Here is a 19,477-nt window from a genome sequence, read left to right as displayed (position 1 = left end):
GGGTGGTTGCTGCCGACGGTAGTCCGTGTTCACCCACTCGTGCCACCAATTTCAAATACGTGTTTTCAGTTCTTCATGTGGGTTTGATCCCACCGAAATGACAGACGCGTCAGGCGTGCGAAATCGCCAGCACAGCAGACACCTGCGCCCCGGCGCGGATGAGCATCCGGACCGATTCGGCCGCCGTCGCCCCGGTGGTGACGATGTCGTCGACCAACACCACCTCGCCCGCGATCGGTCTGATCAGGCGGACCCGGCCGGCGATGTTGCGTTGGCGTGCGGCGCCCGACAGGCCCACCGAATCACGCACCCATGGCCGCAGGCGCAGGGCCGCCACGACGTGAACGCCCGGCAGCCCCGCGGCCGCCGAGGTCGCGATCCGGCCCACCGGATCACCACCGCGCCGACGTGCTGCGGCGCGCCGGGTGGGAGCCGGTACGACGGTCACCGGAGTGCCGATGATGCCCCAGGTCAGCAGGTGCCGCAGGCCCGTATTCAGCGCGCCGGCCAGCGGGGCGATGAGGTCGGTCCGACCGTGCTCCTTGACGGCCACGATGGCGCGCCTGCGGGCACCGGCGTGGCGCCCCAGCGCGAACACCGGGACTCCCGGATCAGCTCGCGGGGTGAACAGGTGCGGCTCGTCGTCACCGACCCGGAATTGTCCGGCGCACGACGCGCACCATCTGGTCGACGGCGCGCCGCAGCCGCCGCATTCCCGCGGCAGGACGAGGTCGAACATGCCGCGGCGCTCAGCGCGTCAGCGCGGTGAGCACATCGCCGAACGCCCCCTGGGCCAGTACCGAGATGGTCCGGGTCTGCGGGTCCAGCGAGGTGATCCGCTGCAGGTCACCGTTCCAGTGATAGAGGTCGCCGCTGATCGGGCCCGGGTTGCCGGCACTGAGCGTCTGGCACAGGTGCGCCATGGCGTTCACCGCCGCGAGCACCGGACCCGCGGCGTGTATCGGATGGACCATGAGCAGGTTTCGCGACGGCGCACCGACGATCACCCCGTGCGGTGTCACCGGTAGGTAATCGGGCACCAAGGCCCCGATGTCGAGAATCTTCGAGCCGACGAACACCGATTCGCCGGCCAGGATCGAGAATTCCGCATCATCGTCACTGCGGCGGATGACCTCGTCGATCGGCTCGGCGACGGTGTTGCACCGACCCGCCTCACGCAACCTGCCTGCGTCGCGGGCCGAGACCTGGTCGGTGTTGAGGTAGGCGACGACGTCCGGGTAGTCGATGCACAGCACCTCGGTCAGGCCGTCGGCGACAGGCCATCCGTACGACAGCATGTCCCCTGGTGAGGACTCGACCTGTTCGGCCGACAGCACCCTGGCCCGCACCCGTTCGAGCAGTTCGGAGAAGTCCATGTCCTCGACCCGGGGACGGTCCCGCGCGGCGAGCATGTCCGCGAAGTGCTTGTCCACCAGCGCGGGCCAATCCTGTTGCCCGGCATTGCGACACGAGCGGACCAGGTTGTCGAGACCGTAACTCGACCCGTCGGAAACCTTCACCGTGGCACCGTCCGCGTCGAACACCGCCTCGACCCGGCGCGCCGCCAGCACCTCCAGCGTGAGGCGCCGAATATGCGCCATCTCGTCGGCCGTCATCGCCGGATACGCGTCGTCACGATCTTCTGCCATGCCGCCCCCTCGGTCGGCCCCCAGCCTATGTCCGACCGTGAGCGGGTAGCGACACCTCTTTTGTGCAGAGCCTCAGGGCCTCAGCCGATTTGGCCCAGCGCCTCAGCCGGGCAGCACGGGCAGCGAGCCGGCAACCATCAGCGGGCGCACCTCGACCCACCCGGGGTTGTCCTCACTGACCGACGCGGAAAGCTGCATCACACCGCGTTGGTCGGCGACGTACACCGTCGACGGATTGGCGGCCACCGTGCCCACCGGGGCCACCAGATTGCGGCTGGGCCCGTCCGAATTCACCCCGTCGAGATTGACGTACGACACCGGGTGCGCCGGATCGGTGCGGCTGACCACGATGTCATCGCCGGTGCGCCAGGACAGCGACACCACGGTGTTGCCCAGGCCGAAGCCGAGGCGCCGCGGGTAGGTCAGCAGGAACTGTCCCTCGGGGGTCCGCTCGACCCCGGCCAGGATCACCTGTCCGCCGATCACCATCGCCGCGCGGGTGCCGTCGCGGGAGAGCTGCAGTTCGGTGATCGGGCCCGGAAAGCGGGTGGCCACCGCGGCCACATCGACCGGAATACGGGCCGGCACACCGGATGCGTCACGAATGGCACGCACCACGTTGGCATCGTCGACCACCACCCATACCGCCTCGTCGAGCGACCAGCTGGGCCGCGTCAGGGTTCGGCCCTCGATGGCCATGGCGGTGGGCCCGCCCAGCGGCCCCATCCACAAGGAGGCGGCGGTCGCCTCCGGGGCATCGGGCAGCACGACCACCGACGCCGCGTTCTGACCATTGCGCGACACCGCGGCCGACTTCTGATTGGGTGCCGAACCGAAGGCCCCGGGCACCCGGCTGGTGCTCTGCCCGTCCAGCGCCACCAGTGAGCCGCCCACCAACGCATGCAGGCCTGCGGCGGCACCGGGCACCGCACCCGGATCCGTGGCCGCGACATCGGAGGTTTCCCATCCGTCGGCGAACCGGTCGTCCAGCGGTGCGCCGTCGGCGTTGATCACGTAGGGCCCGCTGATCCCGGCCCGCGACAAGGTCCAGATGACCTGCGCGGCAAGCAGTTGACGACTGTGCGGATCGGTGGTCGAGAGGTTCTGCAGGTCGATCCGGGCACCGCCGTAACCACGGCCCACCCCGGTCTTGCCACCGTCGGCCCGGGTTACCGGGCCACGCAGCTGCAGCGGCGCTTCGAGCAGGTTGCGCACCGCCCTGGACATCTCCGGACGTGGTCCGGCCACCAGTTTGGAGATCAGCTCGGTGGCCAACTGGTCGGGATCGGAGACCGCGACGTAGCGCGGGTCGGGCACGACGGTGGTTCCGGTCGGGTCGACGAAGTAGAGCGTGTTGCGCTTGTAGGTCGACTGAAACTGCTGCCAGTCGAGGAAAACTCCGTTGGGCAGCTTGTCGATTCGCCAGCCGCCCGGGGTCTGGACGAGCTCGATGGGACCGGGGTCGGGCAGTGCCCCCTCCCCTGTCTCGAACACTCCCATATCGGACAGCGACCCGAGGATGTCTGCCCGCATGTTCACCGAAACCCGATCCGAGCCACGGGTTTCGACGAACACCACCCGGTCGAGCAGCAGCGCGCTACCGGCGTCGTCCCATGAGCTGGACGCCGACTCGGTGAGGAACTGCCGGGCCGCCAGATGACGATTCGCGGGATCGGCAGTGGCCTTGAGGAATTCACGCAGGAGCACGTCGGGGTCCATTCCCGGCGCCGGTTTGGGCAGGTTCGGTGGTGCCGGTTTGTCGACCGTGCCGATCGCCTGCGGGGAAGACGAATTCGGAATTCCCGCGCACCCGGACACCAGAACTACCAGACCGACGATCATCACCGTCAGCAGGCGCTTCACACGTTCTCCTCCGCATGCTCCCGGTCACGGTTGGGACGCTGCCGCTGCTTCTGCTGCGGCGCAACGGGTTTGAGTGGCAGCGGGCTGGTGGTCACCTTGTGGCCACGCACCAGCGGAAGCGTCAGGCGGAAGCAGGCGCCCTTGCCCGGCTCCCCCCAGGCCTCCAACCGGCCCTGGTGCAGGCGCGCGTCCTCGATGCTGATGGCCAGGCCCAGCCCGGTACCACCGGAACGCCGGACCCGCGACGGGTCCGACCGCCAGAAGCGGCTGAACACGAGCTTCTCCTCGCCGGGACGCAGGCCGACACCGTAGTCGCGGACGGTGACCGCGACGGTGTCCTCGTCGGCGGCCATCCGGATTCGCACCGGTTTGCGTTCGGCGTGGTCGATGGCGTTGGCGATGAGGTTGCGCAGGATCCGTTCCACCCGGCGAGGATCCACCTCGGCGATCACCTCGCCCTCGGGCATGTTGACGTCGAGCTCGACCTCGGCGTCGGCCGCCAGGTGCCCGACGTTGTCCAGCGCGCTCTGCACCGTGGAGCGCAGATCGACCGACTCCACCGACAGCTCGGCAACACCGGCATCGTGGCGGGAGATCTCCAACAGATCGGCCAGCAGGGTCTCGAAGCGGTCCAGTTCGTTGACCATCAGTTCGGTGGACCGGCGCAAGGCGGGGTCCAGATCCTCGCTGTGGTCGTGGATCAGGTCGGCCGCCATGCGCACCGTGGTCAGCGGGGTGCGCAGTTCGTGGCTGACGTCAGAGGTGAAGCGGCGCTGCAGGTTACCGAATTCCTCGAGCTGCTGGATCTGGCGTGACAGGCTCTCGGCCATGTCGTTGAACGACACCGCCAGCCGGGCCATGTCGTCCTCACCGCGCACCGGCATCCGCTCGGTCAGGTGGCCTTCGGCGAACCGCTCGGCGATCCGCGAGGCCGAGCGCACCGGCTGCACGATCTGCCGGGCCACCACCAGGGCGATGGCGGCCAGCAGACCCAACAGCACCACGCCGCCGGTCGCCATGGTGCCGCGCACCAGCGAGATGGTGCTTTCCTCGTTGTTCAGCGGAAAGATCAGGTAGAGCTCAAGATTGGGCACCGACGAGGACGCCGGGCTGCCGACGATCAACGCCGGTCCGGAGAACGCATCCGTGTGCACCGTGGCGTACTGGTAACTGACCTGCCCGGCTTTGACGAAGTCCCGCAACGCCTTCGGCACCTGCTGCACCGGCCCGGCCGCGGCGGCTTCGCGCGGGCCGTCGCCGGGAACGATGAGCACCGCGTCGAACGCCCCCGCCACGTCCGCACGGGCGTCGGCCTTGCGATCGATCAGGGTGTTGCGGGCCAGCTGCAGGCTGCTGTCGAGCGAGCGGCTCTCCTCACCGCCGACGATGCCGCCGACGGTGATGCGGGCGCGCTCGACCTCCTCGGTGGCAGCCTTGACCTTGACCTCGAGAATGCGGTCGGTGATCTGGCTCGTCAGCACGAAACCGAGAACCAGGATGACGGCGAGCGACAGCCCCAGTGTCAGGGTGACCACGCGCAGTTGCAGCGAACGACGCCACACCATGCTCAGCGCTCTGCCGAGCGTCCCCAATCCGCGCAACAGTGGGCCGGAACCTCCCCAGCGACCACGGATGCGCCGTCTGGAGCTGAAGATCACGGGGGTCCGGCCTTGTATCCCACTCCTCGAACGGTCAACACCACCTGCGGGTTCTCCGGGTCTTTCTCAACCTTGGCCCGCAACCGCTGGACATGCACGTTCACCAAACGGGTGTCAGCGGGGTGGCGATATCCCCACACCTGTTCGAGCAGCACATCACGAGTAAACACCTGGCGTGGTTTGCGTGCCAGCGCCACGAGCAGGTCAAACTCCAGCGGTGTCAGCGAAATCTGCTCGCCCTGACGGGTCACCTTGTGGGCCGGCACATCGATCTCGACATCGTTGATCGACAGCAGCTCGGCAGGCTCGTCCTCGTTGCGGCGCAGCCGCGCGCGCACGCGGGCGACCAGCTCCTTCGGCTTGAACGGCTTCATCACGTAGTCGTCGGCGCCGGATTCCAGGCCCAGCACCACGTCGACGGTGTCGGTCTTCGCCGTCAGCATCACGATCGGCACGCCCGAGTCGGCACGGAGCACCCGGCACACGTCGATCCCGTTCATGCCGGGCAGCATCAGGTCCAGCAGGACCAGATCGGGCCGCAGTTCGCGGACCGCGGTGAGCGCCTGGCTGCCATCCCCGATGACCGCCGTGTCGAATCCCTCACCACGCAAGACGATGGTGAGCATCTCGGCCAGCGATGGGTCGTCGTCGACGACAAGGATCCTTTGCCTCATGGTGTCCATGGTGTCACCCGATCGCGATAAAACCGGGGTACCACACGCGGGTTTCTCGGCTTTATCTGCGGCTTAGCCGACCCGCGAGGGCGTCCGGGTCCACATCCGGGCCCGCGATGGCCCATCGCCCGCACCAGTCGGCCGCGGCCAGCCCGGCGTAGACCTCACCGGTGCGCTGCTGCAGCCCGCCGTCGCGCTCGTACGCGTCTCTGGCGCGATCGGCTTCGGTGTTGGCCCGGTGCTCGGCCCGCTGTGCGGCCAGCTCGGTCGGGACGTCGAGCAGCACCTGCCAATCCGGCCTGGGGAGTTTGAGGCGGTCGAACTCGAGCTCGCGCACCCAGGCGACCACCTCGCCGTCCGCCCCCTGGTGCGACCGGGCCGCGCTGTAGGCGGCATTCGAGGCGACGTAGCGGTCCAGGATGACCACGTCGTAGGCGCCCTGCAGGTGTTCGATCTCATCCCGCGCACCGGCCCGGTCGAGCGCGAACAGGGTGGCCATCGCGTAGATCGAATCGGCCAGGTCCCCGTGCGCCCCGTGCAGCGCCTCGGCGGCCAGATCGGCGGGCACCGAGTGGTGATAGCGCGGGAACGCCAGGCTGCCGACGGACTTGTGGTCGGCCTCGAACGCCGCCCGCAGTCCGTTGGTCAACGTACGTTTGCCTGCGCCGTCGACACCCTCGATCGCTATGAGCACGCGGGCAGCCTAACGCCGGCGTACGTTCCCGCAAAGATAGCCATGCTTAGCATTTTCTTCCGGTACCGTCGCTCGGTGCCCGAGATCGCCGACGGACGAGGTAGTGGGATGTACCAGGAAACAGCGCCGACAGAGAAGCCGGCCGCTGCCACCTTGATGGACCTGCTGCGGCAGCGAGCCGAGACCTACCGGGACAAGGTCGCGTTCAGCTTCTCCTACGACGGCGACGGCGAGAACCTCACGCAACTGACCTACCGGGAGCTGGATCTCAGGGCTCGGGCGATTGCGTCGGACCTGCAACAACAGGGCGCCGCCGGTGAACGCGTCCTGGTGCTGTGCCGGCCGGGCCTTGACTCCATCGCCGGTTTCTTCGGCTGCATCTACGCGGGTGCTGTCGCCATACCGGTACACGAGCGACTGGCTCCGCGCCTGTCCTCGGTCGTGCCCGACGCGCACGCCCGCTTCGCCCTGGCCACCGCCGAGACGCAGTCGAAGATCAAGGCCGCGATCGACGAGCTTGCCGAAGGTCGCGACCTGCGGTGGATCCGCACCGACCGAGAAGATGACGGCGCCGGCCGGGCGGAGAACTGGGCGGCGCCCGATCTGCCCGCCGACACGATCGCCATGGTGCAGTACACGTCCGGGTCCACCACCACGCCGAAGGGCGTCGCACTGACGCACCGGAACCTGCTCCACAACATGGAGTCGATCCGCCAGGTGTGGCACGGCGACGACAGCGCGATCAGCGTGTTCTGGCTGCCATCGCATCACGACATGGGTCTGATCGGTGCGATCCTCTCGATGCTCCACGTCGGGTGCACCACCCACCTGATGTCGCCGTCGTCCTTCGTCAAGCGACCGATGGGATGGCTGGAGGCGATATCCAGGCATCGCGCCACCTTCACGGCCGCACCGAACTTCGCCTACGACCGGTGTGTCGAAGACAGCACCGCGGAGGAACGTGCGGCACTCGACCTGTCGAGTCTGGCCACCGCCATGAACGGTGCCGAGCCGGTACAGGCCGCCAGCCTCGACCGCTTCGCCGACGCGTTCGCCCCGGCCGGGTTCCGGCCGGAGGCGTTCTGTCCGGTGTACGGGCTCGCGGAAGCAACCCTGCTGGTCTCCGGCGGCTCGGACTCCGCGCTGCCGGTGGTCGAGCGCATCGATCGCATCGCGTTGCAAGCGGACCGCGTCGTCGACGCCGAACCCGGAGATCCCTCCGCCGTGGCGCTGGTGGGGTGCGGCCGGCCCAGGGGCGGCCAACAGATCGTGATCGTCGATCCGGTCACCCACCGGCCATGCGAGATCGACGAGGTCGGAGAAATCTGGATCGCGGGCCCCAGCGTGGGCTGGGGGTATTGGGCCAGGCCGGCCGAGACCGAGGAGACGTTCGCGGCGGTGCTGCCGGACACCCCTGCCGGTCCGTTCCTGCGTACCGGCGATCTGGGTTTCCTGCGCTCGGGCGAGCTGTTCATCACCGGACGCTGTAAGGACCTCGTCGTCATCCGCGGCGGCAACTACTACCCCAACGACATCGAGCGAACGGCACAGGACTGCCATCCGGTGCTGGTCTCCGGGCGTGGCGCCGTCTTCGCGTTCACCCCCGGCCTCGGGGCGGTCGAACAGCTGGTCGTCGTGCAGGAGGTGCATCGCGATCGAGACCCCGCGGTCGACCTCTCCGATGTCGCCGTCGCGATCCGTACGGCGGTGACCGACCGCTACGGGCTCGAGCCGAACTCGGTCCTGTTGGTGCAACACCTGTCGATCCCCACCACGTCGAGCGGCAAGATTCAGCGAGGGCAGTGCCGACGACAGTTCCTCGACGGCGAGATCGCGACCGTGGCGTCATCGCGGACCGCGTCGGCGCTCGACGATCTCGCCAAGGCCAGAGAACTCGAAGCCGCGGTCCAGATCGCCGAGCTCATCAAGGCCGAGGCAGCCCGTCAGCAGGCCGCCAGCCACGCCTGAGCCGGGTTAGCCCGTGTTGAATTATTTGCTGAATCCGTAGCCGCGGAGGCACCTGGGGTCGCACCCCCTGCGGATGCAGCGGCAAAGAACCAGCACATCGCCCGTCCATCCATCGCACCTGATTTCGTGGCGATGAATCGATAAGAGTGCGCTGACCCGACGCGTCCGCACCGGGCGCACCGCGGGCCAGCCCGGCCCTTCGCGCTCGGCATCGCCACATGCGCCTGCCATATCACGCGTGCACCGGCCGATGCATCTGGTCTGCGAATTACATTCTGGGACAAGCAATCTGTCCGTGCCTGCCACAATCGGCCCGCCGATCAGCTCCACCGCAGCAACATCGGCGGAGCGCACCAGGGCTGCGCGCTGCGGCGACCGCACTCGCCCGTTCTCGGACCCGATCCCAGTCGCACCTGAAACATTAGAAAAACTATAAATATTTGCCATCGCAAGCATCAGCAGCCGTGATCAGCGGGGACTCCCGCGGTCGGACATTGCTCGGCGGGCCGGACGGTTAAAGCAGCTAGGAAGATTGCCAAGTTCTTGCATTCTCAATCAATTCTCAGGCTATGGTCTGTCCCTGTTATTTACAGATGCGAAAGGAGATGCCGTGCATCTCGTTGCTCAGCCCCACACCGCTGTGGGTGCAAAGCAAGAAGTCAACCGTCATTGGCTCACCGCCGGTGCCGTCTTGGCCAGTGCCGCCGTGATCGCTGCCGCCCCGGGGATCGCCCCTGTCCCGGCGGGCGTTCAACACGACGTCCAGGCCGGCGCGGTCAGGCTCACCGCTGGTTGGGACCCCTTCGCCCCGTTGCAGGCGGCGTTCGACACCGCGAAGGCCAGCGGCACGATTCTGGCCGACAACTTCTTGTTGGCTCCGGGCGTCGGGTTGCAGCAGGCCATCGCCAACCAGCTGGGCTACGCCAAGCAGCTGTTCGACGACCCGTCGAGCTTCGAGGCGGTGTCACAGCAGTTCGCCGCGAACGTGATGAAGGTGGCGACGGGGCTCACGCTGATCGGCGCGGATGAGGCCACCAAGGACGCGGTGCTCAAGCACACCCTTGGCGGTCTGCACGGTATGGCGCTCGACATGTTCCCGTCGTTCCTGGCCGACGGCGTCGATGTCGACACCTTCTCGGCGGTCATGGGCATCTTGGCCTCGCCGCTGAGCGGCGTCCTCATCGGATCCATCGGCCCGGTGGTCAGCCCCGCCGTGGCGCTGCTCAACAGTGCCGTGGCGATCTCGAACGCGCTCCAGGCCGGCGATTCGACGACCGCGCTCTCCAGCCTGCTGGGAGTTCCGGCCGGCATGGTCGACGCCTTCCTGAACGGCGCCAATCTCAATCTCGACGCACTGGCGCCGATGATCAACAATGCGGGCCTGATCAAGGACACCGTCGCGATCGACGGGATCAACATCGCCTTCGGCGGTCTGCTCACCACGGGCTCCACCGACCGGAGCACGTACGAGTACACCGATGAAGACGGCAACAAGGTCACGATCCCCTCGGTCGGCGGATCGATCTTCAACAGCCTCGGTCTGGACATCAAGTTCGCCGGCATCCCCATTTCCGTCAAGGGCGAGGCGGTCGGCCCGATCGGGGCGCTGCAAGGCCTGTCGCAGACGGTCGGCGTGCTGCTCGGCAACGGCTGGGACGACTGGGACGGCAAGGGCAATGCCCCCGCCCCCAAGCCCCCGCTCTTCGGGCTGCAGCCGCTGGCGGCCGGTGACATCTTCAGCGACACCGCAGAAAGCGCCGGCGTCACCAAACTTCGCGACATGCTCAAGACCGCCGCCGTCAACGACATCGTCAAGAAGCTGCAGGGGTTGACCCCCGGCACCGAGGCTGCGGCTGACAGCGCCACTGCCGTCGCCGCGACGGTCGACGGCACCGACACCGCCGCTTCCACCGGCGTTGCCGCAGCCACCGAGCTGACACATGCGACCACGAACAAGACGGTCGCCGTGTCCGTGGAGAAGCCGAGCGCTCCGGCACCGGCCGAGGGCGCCACCACGACACCCGTCGCGGAGGAAACCGGTGCAACCGACGAGAAGGCCGGGGCACCAACGGAATCGGCCGACGATGCGACGGCTGCCGGGAAGACGACGTCGAAGGTCCAGACCGGGGTGAAGGCGCCGAAGACTCGGGCCGCCACCACGACGGACAAGACCCCGCGCAGCAACCTGGTCAAGGGCGTCAAGGATGCGGTGAAGAACGTCCGCAACGGATTGGGAGCGAACAGCGGCCGCAAGTCGGGCGAATCCACTTCCAGCTCAAGCGGTTCCAGCACCGGCTCGGACAGCCCGGCCAAGAAGGACGCCGGCAGCAACAGCAAGCACGACGACAAGAAGTAACCAAGCCGGCGTCACGACGGTGGGCCCCTCTCCGGAGGGGCCCACCTCGCGTTCGGACACCTCGCCCGAGACCGATCCTGGTGGTGACACCACCAGGCCGATGCGGGCGCCGAACCTGGCGGCACTTCTACCATCGATCTATGAAGCGCGAGCAGCTGAGCGATTTCTTGCGTACCCGTCGTGCCCGGCTCAAGCCGGCCGACGTGGGGTTGGTGGTCGGCGGCGCACGGCGGACCCCGGGACTGCGCCGCGAGGAGGTCGCCCTGCTGGCCGGTGTCGGAACATCCTGGTACACGTGGCTCGAACAGGGTCGCGACATCAACGTGTCGTCGAGCGTGCTGGACGCGATCAGCACTGCCCTACAGCTCTCGCAACCCGAACGCTCGCACCTGTATTCGCTGTCGGGGTTGAATCCCCCGCCGGCCGGCGAGCGCGCGACCGAAGTCACTCCCGAGCTGCTCCATCTGCTCGAGGCGTGGTCGCCGCGACCGGCCATGCTGCAGGACCGGTACTGGAATCTGCTCGCGGTCAACGAAGCGACCCAGCGGGTGTTCGGCTACGGCGCCACCGATCGCAACTGCCTCGTCACGTTCTTCACCAACAGCCGCTACCGCGACATGTACCTCCACTGGGCAGCGGCGGCGCCGGGGGTGGTCTCCGCGTTCCGCGCCGATGCGGCACGGTATCCCGACGATGTCCGGTTCGCCGAGATCGTCGATGATCTCGGCGCCGTCAGCCCCGACTTCGTCGAGCTCTGGGAACGGCACGACGTGGGTCACCATTCACAGGCGATCAAGGCCGTGCTGCATCCTCGGATCGGCGAGCTGGTGTTCGACAAGACAACCCTGGCCGTCACCGACCATCCGGGCCGGCACCTGGTGCTCTACAACCCGAGACCTGGGACCGGTACCGACGAACGGCTCGCTGCCCTGATGCAGGCTCAATCGCGGAACGGCCCGGTCAGCTCGGCAAGTTCGTCGAGATAGCGCAACGCCTCGGTCTCCGCGGCCGCGGCATCGCGGAAGAACACGCAGTGATCCACGCCGCCGTCGGCCAACACCTCGAGCTCGCGACGGGTCAACGGCGTGATGGTGCCCTGCCGGTCGGGCCCCAGGTAGCCTCGCTGGTCGGCACCGATCAGCGTCACCGGAATCCGTTCGCGTCCGCGCTCGTCGGCTCGGCGCCGAAGTTCCTTCACCCGGGTCACCAGTTCCTCAGGTGTGCCAACCAGATTCGGCGCCCACTGGTCACCGTATTCCAGCACCCGTTCCAATACGGTGGGACCGTTGCCGCCGACCAGCACCGGCAGGTGGGGCCGCCGGACCGGCTTGGGCCATGAGTAGATCGGGTCGAAATCGACGAACTCGCCATGAAACTCGGCTTTTTCGGCGGTCCAGATCTCCTTCATCGCCAGCACCCGCTCGCGCATCAACGCCAGCCGGGTCCTCGGCTCGGTACCGTGATTGCGCATCTCCTCACGCAGCCAACCGGCGCCGACACCGAGCTGGAAACGACCGCCGGAGAGGTGATCGACACTCGCCGCTTCCTTGGCGAGCGTGATCGGATCCCGTTGCACCACCAACGCAATACCGGTACCGAGGATCAGTCGATCGGTGACGACGGCGGCCGCCGACAGCGCAACGAAAGGGTCGAGCGACCGGTAGTAATCGTGCGGCGGCAGGTCACCTTCAGGCGGAACCGGCCCGGCCACCGGCAGATGAGTGTGCTCGGCGACGAAGAGTGAGTCGAATCCCCGCTCTTCCAGTGCTGTCGCCAGTTTCGTGGGCGCCAGGCCCCGGTCAGTGAGGAATGTGCTGACACCGAACTTCATGCCTCCACCCTGCCGCTCGGTCCCCGAGCCGGAAAGGGCGCAGTCAACATGGGACCGGCACCACCACCTACGCAAAAGTCCCCGAGATCCTTGGATCTCGGGGACTTTCGCATCTGCTCGCGCAGAAAGGGGTAACTCAGTAGCGGTAGTGCTCCGGCTTGTACGGGCCGTCGACGTCGACGCCGATGTACTCGGCCTGCTCCTTGGTGAGCTTGGTCAGCGAACCACCCAGTGCCTCGACGTGGATGCGCGCCACCTTCTCATCGAGGTGCTTGGCCAGGCGGTAGACCTCGTTGTCGTACTCGTCGTTCTTGGTCCACAGCTCGATCTGGGCGATCACCTGGTTCGAGAAGCTGTTGCTCATCACGAACGACGGGTGGCCCGTGGCGTTTCCGAGGTTGAGCAGACGGCCCTCGCTCAGCACGATGATCGACTTGCCCGAGTCACCGAAGGTCCACTGGTCGACCTGCGGCTTGATGTTCAGTCGCACCGCGCCCGACTTCTCCAGGGCCGCCATGTCGATCTCGTTGTCGAAGTGGCCGATGTTGCCAAGGATCGCGTGGTCCTTCATCGCCTTCATGTGGTCGAGCAGGATGATGTCGAAGTTGCCCGTGGCGGTCACCACGATGTCGGCGTTGCCGATCGCCTCCTCGACGGTCACCACGTCGTAACCGTCCATCAGCGCCTGCAGGGCGTTGATGGGGTCGATCTCGGTGACCTGCACGCGCGCACCCTGACCGGCCAGCGACTCGGCACAGCCCTTGCCCACGTCGCCGTAGCCGCAGATCAGCACCTTCTTGCCACCGATCAGCGCGTCGGTGCCGCGGTTGATGCCGTCGACCAGCGAGTGCCGGGTGCCGTACTTGTTGTCGAACTTGCTCTTGGTGACCGAGTCGTTGACGTTGATGGCCGGGAACGCCAGTTCACCCGCGGCGGCGAACTGGTACAGCCGCAGCACGCCGGTGGTGGTCTCCTCGGTGACACCCTTGACCGACGCGGCGATCTTGGTCCACTTGTCCTTCTCGGTCTCGAAGCGCTTGCGCACCAGAGACAGGAAGACCTTCCACTCGGCCGAGTCGTCTTCCTCGGAGGGCGGCACCACGCCGGCCTTCTCGTACTCGGCGCCACGCAGCACGAGCATGGTGGCGTCGCCGCCGTCGTCGAGGATCATGTTCGCCGGCTCGCCCTCCCAGGTGAGCATCTGCTCGGCGGCCCACCAGTACTCCTCCAGCGTCTCGCCCTTCCAGGCGAAAACCGGGGTGCCCTTGGGCTCTTCCGGGGTGCCGTTCGGACCGACGACGATCGCCGCGGCGGCATGGTCCTGGGTGGAGAAGATGTTGCAGGAGGCCCAGCGAACCTCGGCGCCGAGAGCAACCAGCGTCTCGATCAGCACCGCGGTCTGCACGGTCATGTGCAGCGAGCCGGAGATGCGAGCGCCTTTGAGCGGCTGCACGTCGTGGTACTCGCGACGCAGCGCCATCAGGCCGGGCATCTCGTGCTCGGCCAGGCGGATCTCCTTGCGGCCGAATTCGGCCAGCGAGAGGTCGGCCACCTTGTAGTCGATACCGTTGAGGCTGTCGGCCTTCAACTCGGTCATTTAGAGCCCTCTTTCAGTCGTGATTGCTTGCACGCGCACAGACGCGCCCAACGGCGACGCCACACGCAGATACCTCTAGCCTGCGGGCTCGCGGGACAGGCGCTCATGCGGAGTAACGGCGGCGGCGCTCTGACAGCTACGGGGTATCTATGACACCGTAGCGCTCTGCGAAAGGCGTCATGAGTCGGGCCAGGTCACCGGCCACGTCGTGGTCCGCCTCGGGCGGCATGGACACGTAACTCATCGCCAGCCGGACGATCGCCCGGGCCAGCACCCCGGCGTCCTCGTCACTGGCCTTCATCCAGCTGTTCTGAAAGGTTCCGGTCAACCGCGCAGAGCATCGGGAGATGATCGGGCCGCTGCCGGTGGTGATGATCTGGAGCAGGTCGGGCTTGGAGGCCCCGGTGAGCAACGAGATCACCAGCGGATCGGCGGCGGATTCCAGGAAGAACGCCCGGAAGCCCTCCAGGAACGCCGCGTGCACCTCTCCGACGTTGTTGTTGATGGCCTCGTCGACCGCATCGACGAGGCGGTCCGCCAGGCGCATGGCATATCCCTCGGCCAGGCCCTGGCGTGAACCGAACTCGTTGTAGATCGTCTGACGGCTGATACCCGCGACCTGAGCCACGTGCGAGAGCGTGATGGCCGACCAGTCGCGGGTCACCAGCAGCTCCCGCATGCCGTCGAGAATCGAATCGCGCAACAGCACTCGCGACGCCTCCGCATACGGGATGCGCTGCTTGTCTCGCGGCCGACTCACACGGGCGACAATATCGCTTTCCGGGCCGCTTTCGAGCGCGTCGCTCGAAGCCGTCAAGGCCGCACGACCTCGACCATGTCGAAATCGGCTTTCGCCGCACCGCAGTCCGGGCAGCTCCAGTCCTCGGGGATGTCGTCCCAGCGCGTGCCCGGGGCGATGCCGTCCTCGGGCCAGCCCTTGGCCTCGTCGTACTCGAATCCGCACTGCACGCAGACGAACAGCTTGTATGGCTCGCTCACGTCACTACTCCTATTGCCTCGAAATCGACCTTCTCCCGTACGGCACAGTCGGGGCAGCACCAGTCGTCAGGTACGTCATCCCATGCCGTGCCGGCCGGAAATCCTTCGCGCGGAGCGCCTTTGGTCTCGTCGTAGATGTAGCCGCACCCGGGGCACTGGAAGGCGCTCATCGCTGCGCCTCCGACTGTGCGCCGTACTTGGCCAAGACCTTCTCCCGCAGCCGCGGCTGGATGTTGACCTTGGTGATGTCACCGTCGTAGTGCTCAAGCACCCGGTGGTCCATCACCTTGCGCCACAACGGCGGCAGATAGGTGAGCCCGATCAGCGACGCATACCCGCTCGGCAGGTTGGGCGCGCCGTCGATGCTGCGCAAAATCTGGTACCGGCGTGTCGGGTTGGCGTGGTGATCGCTGTGTCGCTGCAGGTGGTACAGGAACAGGTTGGTCACGATGTGGTCGGAGTTCCAGCTGTGCACCGGCGCGCAGCGTTCGTAGCGGCCGTTGGCGGTCTTCTGCCGCAGCAGCCCGTAGTGCTCGAGGTAGTTCACCGACTCCAGCAGGCTGAAGCCGTAGATCGCCTGAATCACCATGAACGGCAGCACACCGACGCCGAAGATCGCGATCAGCGCGCCCCAGAACACCACCGACATCGCCCACGCATTGAGCACGTCGTTGGACCAGTGCCACGGCGAGCGGTCCTGCCTGCGCAACCGCTGGGCTTCCAACTCCCACGACGAGCGCAGGCTGCCGAACACGCTGCGCGGCAAGAACTCCCAGAAGTTCTCGCCGAACCGCGCCGACGCGGGATCCTCGGGAGTCGCCACCCGCACGTGGTGCCCGCGGTTGTGCTCGATGTAGAAGTGGCCGTACCAGGTCTGAGCCAGCGTGATCTTGGACAGCCAGCGCTCCAGCGAGTCACGCTTGTGCCCCATCTCATGTGCGGTGTTGATGCCCACCCCTCCGAGCACACCCACCGACAATGCGATGCCGATCTTGGCCGGCCAGCCCAGCCCACCGTCGAACCCGAGCCAGCTGAGGTCGGACGCGGTGAACAGGTACGCACCCATCACGACGCTCGCGTACTGGAACGGGATGTAGAGGTAGGTGCAGTACCGGTAGTACTTGTCGTTCTCCAGCTGCTCCATCATCTCGTCGGGCGGATTCTGGCCGTCGGGTCCGAACCGCAGGTCCAGCAGCGGCAGCAGAACGTAGAGCAGGATCGGGCCGATCCACAGCGGCACCTGCGCCGCGACATGCCAGCCGGCCTGATTGAGCGCCCAGACCAACGGCAGCATCACGAAGATCGCCGTCGGGGCGATCAGGCCCATGAGCCACAGACGCCGCTTCTTGTCCCGCCACTGCCCGACGTCTGCGACGTCCGGTCCGTTCGAGAGTTCCGCCACCACGATGAGCCTCCTTGTGTGAGAGCTATCACTGCAATGGCTTGACTATATGCGGCGACGTGTCGCCTGTCTAGACATTTGACTATGTTTTGTAAAGAGCCATGAGTGCGCGGGGTCACAATGCAGGTAGGGCCGTGTGCGACCTGCAAGCGAGATTCGAGGGGTGGAGGATGTCGCCGCATCGAAACTGAAGCCAGGGACAAAATCGGCGCTGTATTTGTCCCTGGCTTCAGTTTCGATGGCGTGGCTCCGCCGGGCGCCGTTGTCCTTAAACGGTGGCGACGTCCCGGTTGGCCAGGACCGAATGCCGGCGGCCGTATGCGAGGTACACCACCACGCCGATCACCATCCAGAGCAGAAACCGGATCCAGGTCAATCCGGTCAGGTTGAGCATCAACCACAGGCACGCCAGGATCGCCGCGATCGGCAACACCGGCACCCACGGCACGCGGAATCCGCGCGGCAGGTCGGGGCGGCTCCGCCGCAGCACGATGACGCCCGCCGAGACCAGCACGAAGGCGAACAGCGTGCCGATGTTGACCATCTCCTCGAGCCGGCCCATCGGGAACACCGAGGCAGCGATGGCCACCAGCACACCGACGATCACGGTGATGCGGACCGGTGTCCCATGACTGCCCGTGACGGCCAGTTGGCGCGGCAGCAGACCGTCGCGCGACATGGCGAACAGCACCCGGGTCTGCCCGAGCATCAGCACGATCACCACCGTGGTGAGGCCTGCGAGCGCTCCGATCGAGATGACCTTGGCGGCCCAGTGCACACCGTTGGCCTCGAAGGCCGTGGCCAGGTTGGCGTGGCCGTCGGGCGCGTCACGCAGCACGGTGTAGGACACCATGCCCGAGAGCACCACCGACACCGCGACATAGAGCACGGTGACGATGCCGAGCGAGGCCAGGATGCCGCGGGGTACGTCGCGCTGCGGATCGCGGGTCTCCTCGGCCGTGGTCGCGACGACGTCGAACCCGATGAACGCGAAGAACACAATCGAGGCGCCGGCCAGCACTCCGTACCAGCCGTAGTGACTGCCTGCGGCCCCGGTCAGCAATGAGAACAGCGACTGGTCGGCGCCGCTGGCACCCTCGCCGGCCTCGTTCGGCGGGATGAACGGGGTGTAGTTCGCGGCCTTGATATAGAACGCGCCGACGATCACCACCAACAGCACGACCGACACCTTGATGATCGTGATCACCAGGCTGAAGTGCGCTGACAACTTCGTGCCGACCACCAGCAGGACCGTCACCAGCGCGATGATCACCAACGCGCCCCAGTCGACGGCCAGACCGCCGAAGTCCGCGATCCCGCCGCCGAACCCGAACACCGTTCCGAGATAGCTCGACCAGCCCTTGGCCACCACCGCGGACGCGACGGCGAACTCAAGGATCAGGTCCCACCCGATGATCCACGCGGCGAACTCGCCGAACGTGGCATAGGAGAAGGTGTAGGCGCTGCCTGCCACCGGCACGGTCGAGGCGAACTCGGCGTAGCACAAGGCGGCCAAACCACAGGCCACGGCGGCGATCACAAAGGCGATCGAGATCGCAGGCCCGGTCAGATTGCCCGCCGTGGACGCGGTGATGGTGAAGATGCCCGCGCCGATCACGACCGAGACCCCGAACACCGTCAGGTCCCACCACGTGAGGTCCTTGCGCAGCCGCGTCGACGGCTCGTCGGTGTCGGCTATCGACTGCTCGACAGATTTCGTTCGCCGAAGGGCAGACATATGTGGTGTTGCCTCTCATCCTGTCCTGGGTCACGCAATGTTCCCACCACGGTGGCGGTGAAACAGGTAGGACTCTCAAACTTCGCCGAACCGTGCCCTGCGGCCCAAGTGGGGTCTACGTCATACTTGGCCCCGATCGTGATACGGTCCGCGCATGGCTGAGCTTCCCTACTTTGACCTGCTCATTAGTGAAAGGCAGGACGGTGGCGAATCCGGCCAACTGTGGGAAAACCAGGTGCACTGGGGCTACTGGGAGGACCCCAAGTCCGCCAAGGGCACCCGGGACGACTACATCGCCGCCATGGAGCAGATGAACGTCGTGCTGTTCGAGGCCGGAAAGGTGGCCAACGGACAGAAGCTGTTGGATGCGGGCTGCGGGTTCGGCGGAACCATCCAGCAGATCAACGGCACCTACTCCAACATGGACCTCACGGGCCTGAATATCGACCCGCGTCAGCTTGCGGCCGCCGAAGCCCAAACCAATCCGGTCAATGGCAACAAGATCGGCTGGGTCGAAGCCGACGCCTGCCAGCTGCCGTTCGAGGACAACTCATTCGACCGCGTCCTTGCCGTCGAGTGCATCTTCCATTTCCCGTCCCGTGAGAAGTTTCTCGCGGAGGCGGCGCGGGTGCTCAAGCCGGGCGGCTACCTGGCGGTGTCCGACTTCGTACCCACTCTGACCCTCTTCGGCAAAACCCCGTTCTGGATGGCGATCCGAACCCAGATCGCCAAGTCTTACGGCACGCTTGGGAATATTCCCCTGCGCGGCTACAAGTCCATGGGCAAACGTGCGGGACTGCAGCTCGAAACGAACCGCAATATTCGGAAGAACACGTTGCCGACGTACCCGTTCATACTCAAGTTCTGCCGCGAACAGGGCTCAGCTGATGCCCAACAAGTGCTGACTGTAGGCACCCGATGGATGAAGTGGCTGTCCAAGCTCGGCTTCATTCAGTACCGGGTTTACACGTTCCACAAGCCGGCCTGACGCCACCGGACTCAACGAAAATCCTTTACCAGCGGCGCTTGTCGCCGCTCAGTCATACGT

At 66.4% G+C, this 19,477-nt stretch carries 17 protein-coding genes; 4 read left to right on the top strand and 13 right to left on the bottom strand.

What is annotated here, in order from left to right:
- Window positions 1-109: 109 nt before the first annotated feature.
- The 6 genes from TX88_RS10905 to TX88_RS10880 form a co-directional block, all read right to left on the bottom strand.
- Window positions 110-739, bottom strand: a complete 630-nt coding sequence (locus TX88_RS10905) for a ComF family protein (RefSeq protein ID WP_044516705.1) — start codon at window positions 737-739, stop codon at window positions 110-112.
- A 10-nt stretch (window positions 740-749) separates the two neighbouring features.
- Window positions 750-1,649: a hypothetical protein gene (locus tag TX88_RS10900; protein ID WP_044516704.1), complete on the bottom strand. Its 900-nt coding sequence runs from the start codon at window positions 1,647-1,649 to the stop codon at window positions 750-752.
- Between the two features lie 102 nt (window positions 1,650-1,751).
- On the bottom strand, window positions 1,752-3,512 hold the full coding sequence (lpqB, locus tag TX88_RS10895; protein ID WP_044516702.1) for an MtrAB system accessory lipoprotein LpqB: 1,761 nt from the start codon (window positions 3,510-3,512) through the stop codon (window positions 1,752-1,754).
- Window positions 3,509-5,170 carry an MtrAB system histidine kinase MtrB gene (gene mtrB / locus TX88_RS10890; RefSeq protein ID WP_084621864.1) on the bottom strand — a complete coding sequence of 554 codons (1,662 nt, stop codon included), beginning with the start codon at window positions 5,168-5,170 and terminating at the stop codon, window positions 3,509-3,511. Before mtrB ends, lpqB begins: the two co-directional genes overlap by 4 nt.
- Window positions 5,167-5,853, bottom strand: coding sequence for a two-component system response regulator MtrA (mtrA, locus tag TX88_RS10885; protein WP_019343547.1), 687 nt, complete (start codon window positions 5,851-5,853; stop codon window positions 5,167-5,169). Before mtrA ends, mtrB begins: the two co-directional genes overlap by 4 nt.
- 52 nt (window positions 5,854-5,905) lie before the next feature.
- Window positions 5,906-6,538 (bottom strand): dTMP kinase, encoded by a 633-nt coding sequence (locus TX88_RS10880; protein WP_044516698.1) that lies wholly within the window; start codon window positions 6,536-6,538, stop codon window positions 5,906-5,908.
- Between the two features lie 75 nt (window positions 6,539-6,613).
- Here TX88_RS10880 and TX88_RS10875 point away from each other — a divergent pair, with 75 nt between their 5' ends.
- The 3 genes from TX88_RS10875 (at window position 6,614) to TX88_RS10865 (ending at window position 11,848) form a co-directional block, all read left to right on the top strand.
- Window positions 6,614-8,506 (top strand): fatty acyl-AMP ligase, encoded by a 1,893-nt coding sequence (locus TX88_RS10875; protein ID WP_322786856.1) that lies wholly within the window; start codon window positions 6,614-6,616, stop codon window positions 8,504-8,506.
- Window positions 8,507-9,116: 610 nt separating this feature from the next.
- On the top strand, window positions 9,117-10,862 hold the full coding sequence (gjpA, locus tag TX88_RS32775) for an outer membrane porin GjpA (protein WP_162563118.1): 1,746 nt from the start codon (window positions 9,117-9,119) through the stop codon (window positions 10,860-10,862).
- A gap of 140 nt (window positions 10,863-11,002) precedes the next feature.
- Window positions 11,003-11,848 carry a helix-turn-helix transcriptional regulator gene (locus tag TX88_RS10865; RefSeq protein WP_044516694.1) on the top strand — a complete coding sequence of 282 codons (846 nt, stop codon included), beginning with the start codon at window positions 11,003-11,005 and terminating at the stop codon, window positions 11,846-11,848.
- Here the strand turns inward: TX88_RS10865 and TX88_RS10860 are convergent.
- The 7 genes from TX88_RS10860 to TX88_RS10835 form a co-directional block, all read right to left on the bottom strand.
- Complete coding sequence (locus TX88_RS10860) at window positions 11,803-12,693, bottom strand: LLM class F420-dependent oxidoreductase (RefSeq protein WP_044516692.1); 891 nt, start codon at window positions 12,691-12,693, stop codon at window positions 11,803-11,805. The two genes, TX88_RS10865 and TX88_RS10860, sit on opposite strands and share 46 nt — an antisense overlap.
- Window positions 12,694-12,829: 136 nt before the next feature.
- A complete protein-coding gene (gene ahcY / locus TX88_RS10855) occupies window positions 12,830-14,290 on the bottom strand; it encodes an adenosylhomocysteinase (protein ID WP_044516691.1) in 1,461 nt (486 codons plus the stop codon).
- Window positions 14,291-14,426: 136 nt separating this feature from the next.
- Window positions 14,427-15,050, bottom strand: a complete 624-nt coding sequence (gene alkX, locus TX88_RS10850) for a TetR family transcriptional regulator AlkX (RefSeq protein ID WP_044516689.1) — start codon at window positions 15,048-15,050, stop codon at window positions 14,427-14,429.
- 53 nt (window positions 15,051-15,103) lie between these two features.
- The gene (locus TX88_RS10845; RefSeq protein WP_044516687.1) at window positions 15,104-15,289 is read right to left on the bottom strand and encodes a rubredoxin; all 186 of its coding nucleotides are present in this window, start codon (window positions 15,287-15,289) and stop codon (window positions 15,104-15,106) included.
- Window positions 15,286-15,459: a rubredoxin gene (locus tag TX88_RS33260; RefSeq protein WP_084621863.1), complete on the bottom strand. Its 174-nt coding sequence runs from the start codon at window positions 15,457-15,459 to the stop codon at window positions 15,286-15,288. The genes TX88_RS10845 and TX88_RS33260 overlap by 4 nt, the downstream gene beginning before the upstream one ends.
- A complete protein-coding gene (locus TX88_RS10840; protein WP_044516686.1) occupies window positions 15,456-16,694 on the bottom strand; it encodes an alkane 1-monooxygenase in 1,239 nt (412 codons plus the stop codon). Before TX88_RS10840 ends, TX88_RS33260 begins: the two co-directional genes overlap by 4 nt.
- A 265-nt stretch (window positions 16,695-16,959) precedes the next feature.
- Complete coding sequence (locus TX88_RS10835) at window positions 16,960-18,429, bottom strand: amino acid permease (RefSeq protein ID WP_044516684.1); 1,470 nt, start codon at window positions 18,427-18,429, stop codon at window positions 16,960-16,962.
- A 154-nt stretch (window positions 18,430-18,583) separates the two neighbouring features.
- Between TX88_RS10835 and TX88_RS10830 the strand changes: the two genes are divergently transcribed.
- Complete coding sequence (locus TX88_RS10830) at window positions 18,584-19,417, top strand: class I SAM-dependent methyltransferase (RefSeq protein WP_044516683.1); 834 nt, start codon at window positions 18,584-18,586, stop codon at window positions 19,415-19,417.
- Window positions 19,418-19,477 lie beyond the last annotated feature (60 nt).

The organism is Mycolicibacterium septicum DSM 44393 (genome assembly GCF_000455325.1).
Classification (GTDB): domain Bacteria; phylum Actinomycetota; class Actinomycetes; order Mycobacteriales; family Mycobacteriaceae; genus Mycobacterium; species Mycobacterium septicum.
This window is presented reverse-complemented; position numbering and strand designations above follow the sequence as displayed.

What these genes read in the sequence shown, in the direction of transcription:
- TX88_RS10830 (WP_044516683.1), top strand. Translation starts at nt 18,584, where the DNA reads ATGGCTGAGCTTCCCTACTTTGACCTGCTCATTAGTGAAAGGCAGGAC.
- TX88_RS10905 (WP_044516705.1), bottom strand. Translation starts at nt 739, where the DNA reads ATGTTCGACCTCGTCCTGCCGCGGGAATGCGGCGGCTGCGGCGCGCCG.
- TX88_RS10835 (WP_044516684.1), bottom strand. Translation starts at nt 18,429, where the DNA reads ATGTCTGCCCTTCGGCGAACGAAATCTGTCGAGCAGTCGATAGCCGAC.
- TX88_RS10865 (WP_044516694.1), top strand. Translation starts at nt 11,003, where the DNA reads ATGAAGCGCGAGCAGCTGAGCGATTTCTTGCGTACCCGTCGTGCCCGG.
- TX88_RS33260 (WP_084621863.1), bottom strand. Translation starts at nt 15,459, where the DNA reads ATGAGCGCCTTCCAGTGCCCCGGGTGCGGCTACATCTACGACGAGACC.
- ahcY (WP_044516691.1), bottom strand. Translation starts at nt 14,290, where the DNA reads ATGACCGAGTTGAAGGCCGACAGCCTCAACGGTATCGACTACAAGGTG.
- TX88_RS10860 (WP_044516692.1), bottom strand. Translation starts at nt 12,693, where the DNA reads ATGAAGTTCGGTGTCAGCACATTCCTCACTGACCGGGGCCTGGCGCCC.
- TX88_RS10900 (WP_044516704.1), bottom strand. Translation starts at nt 1,649, where the DNA reads ATGGCAGAAGATCGTGACGACGCGTATCCGGCGATGACGGCCGACGAG.
- mtrA (WP_019343547.1), bottom strand. Translation starts at nt 5,853, where the DNA reads ATGGACACCATGAGGCAAAGGATCCTTGTCGTCGACGACGACCCATCG.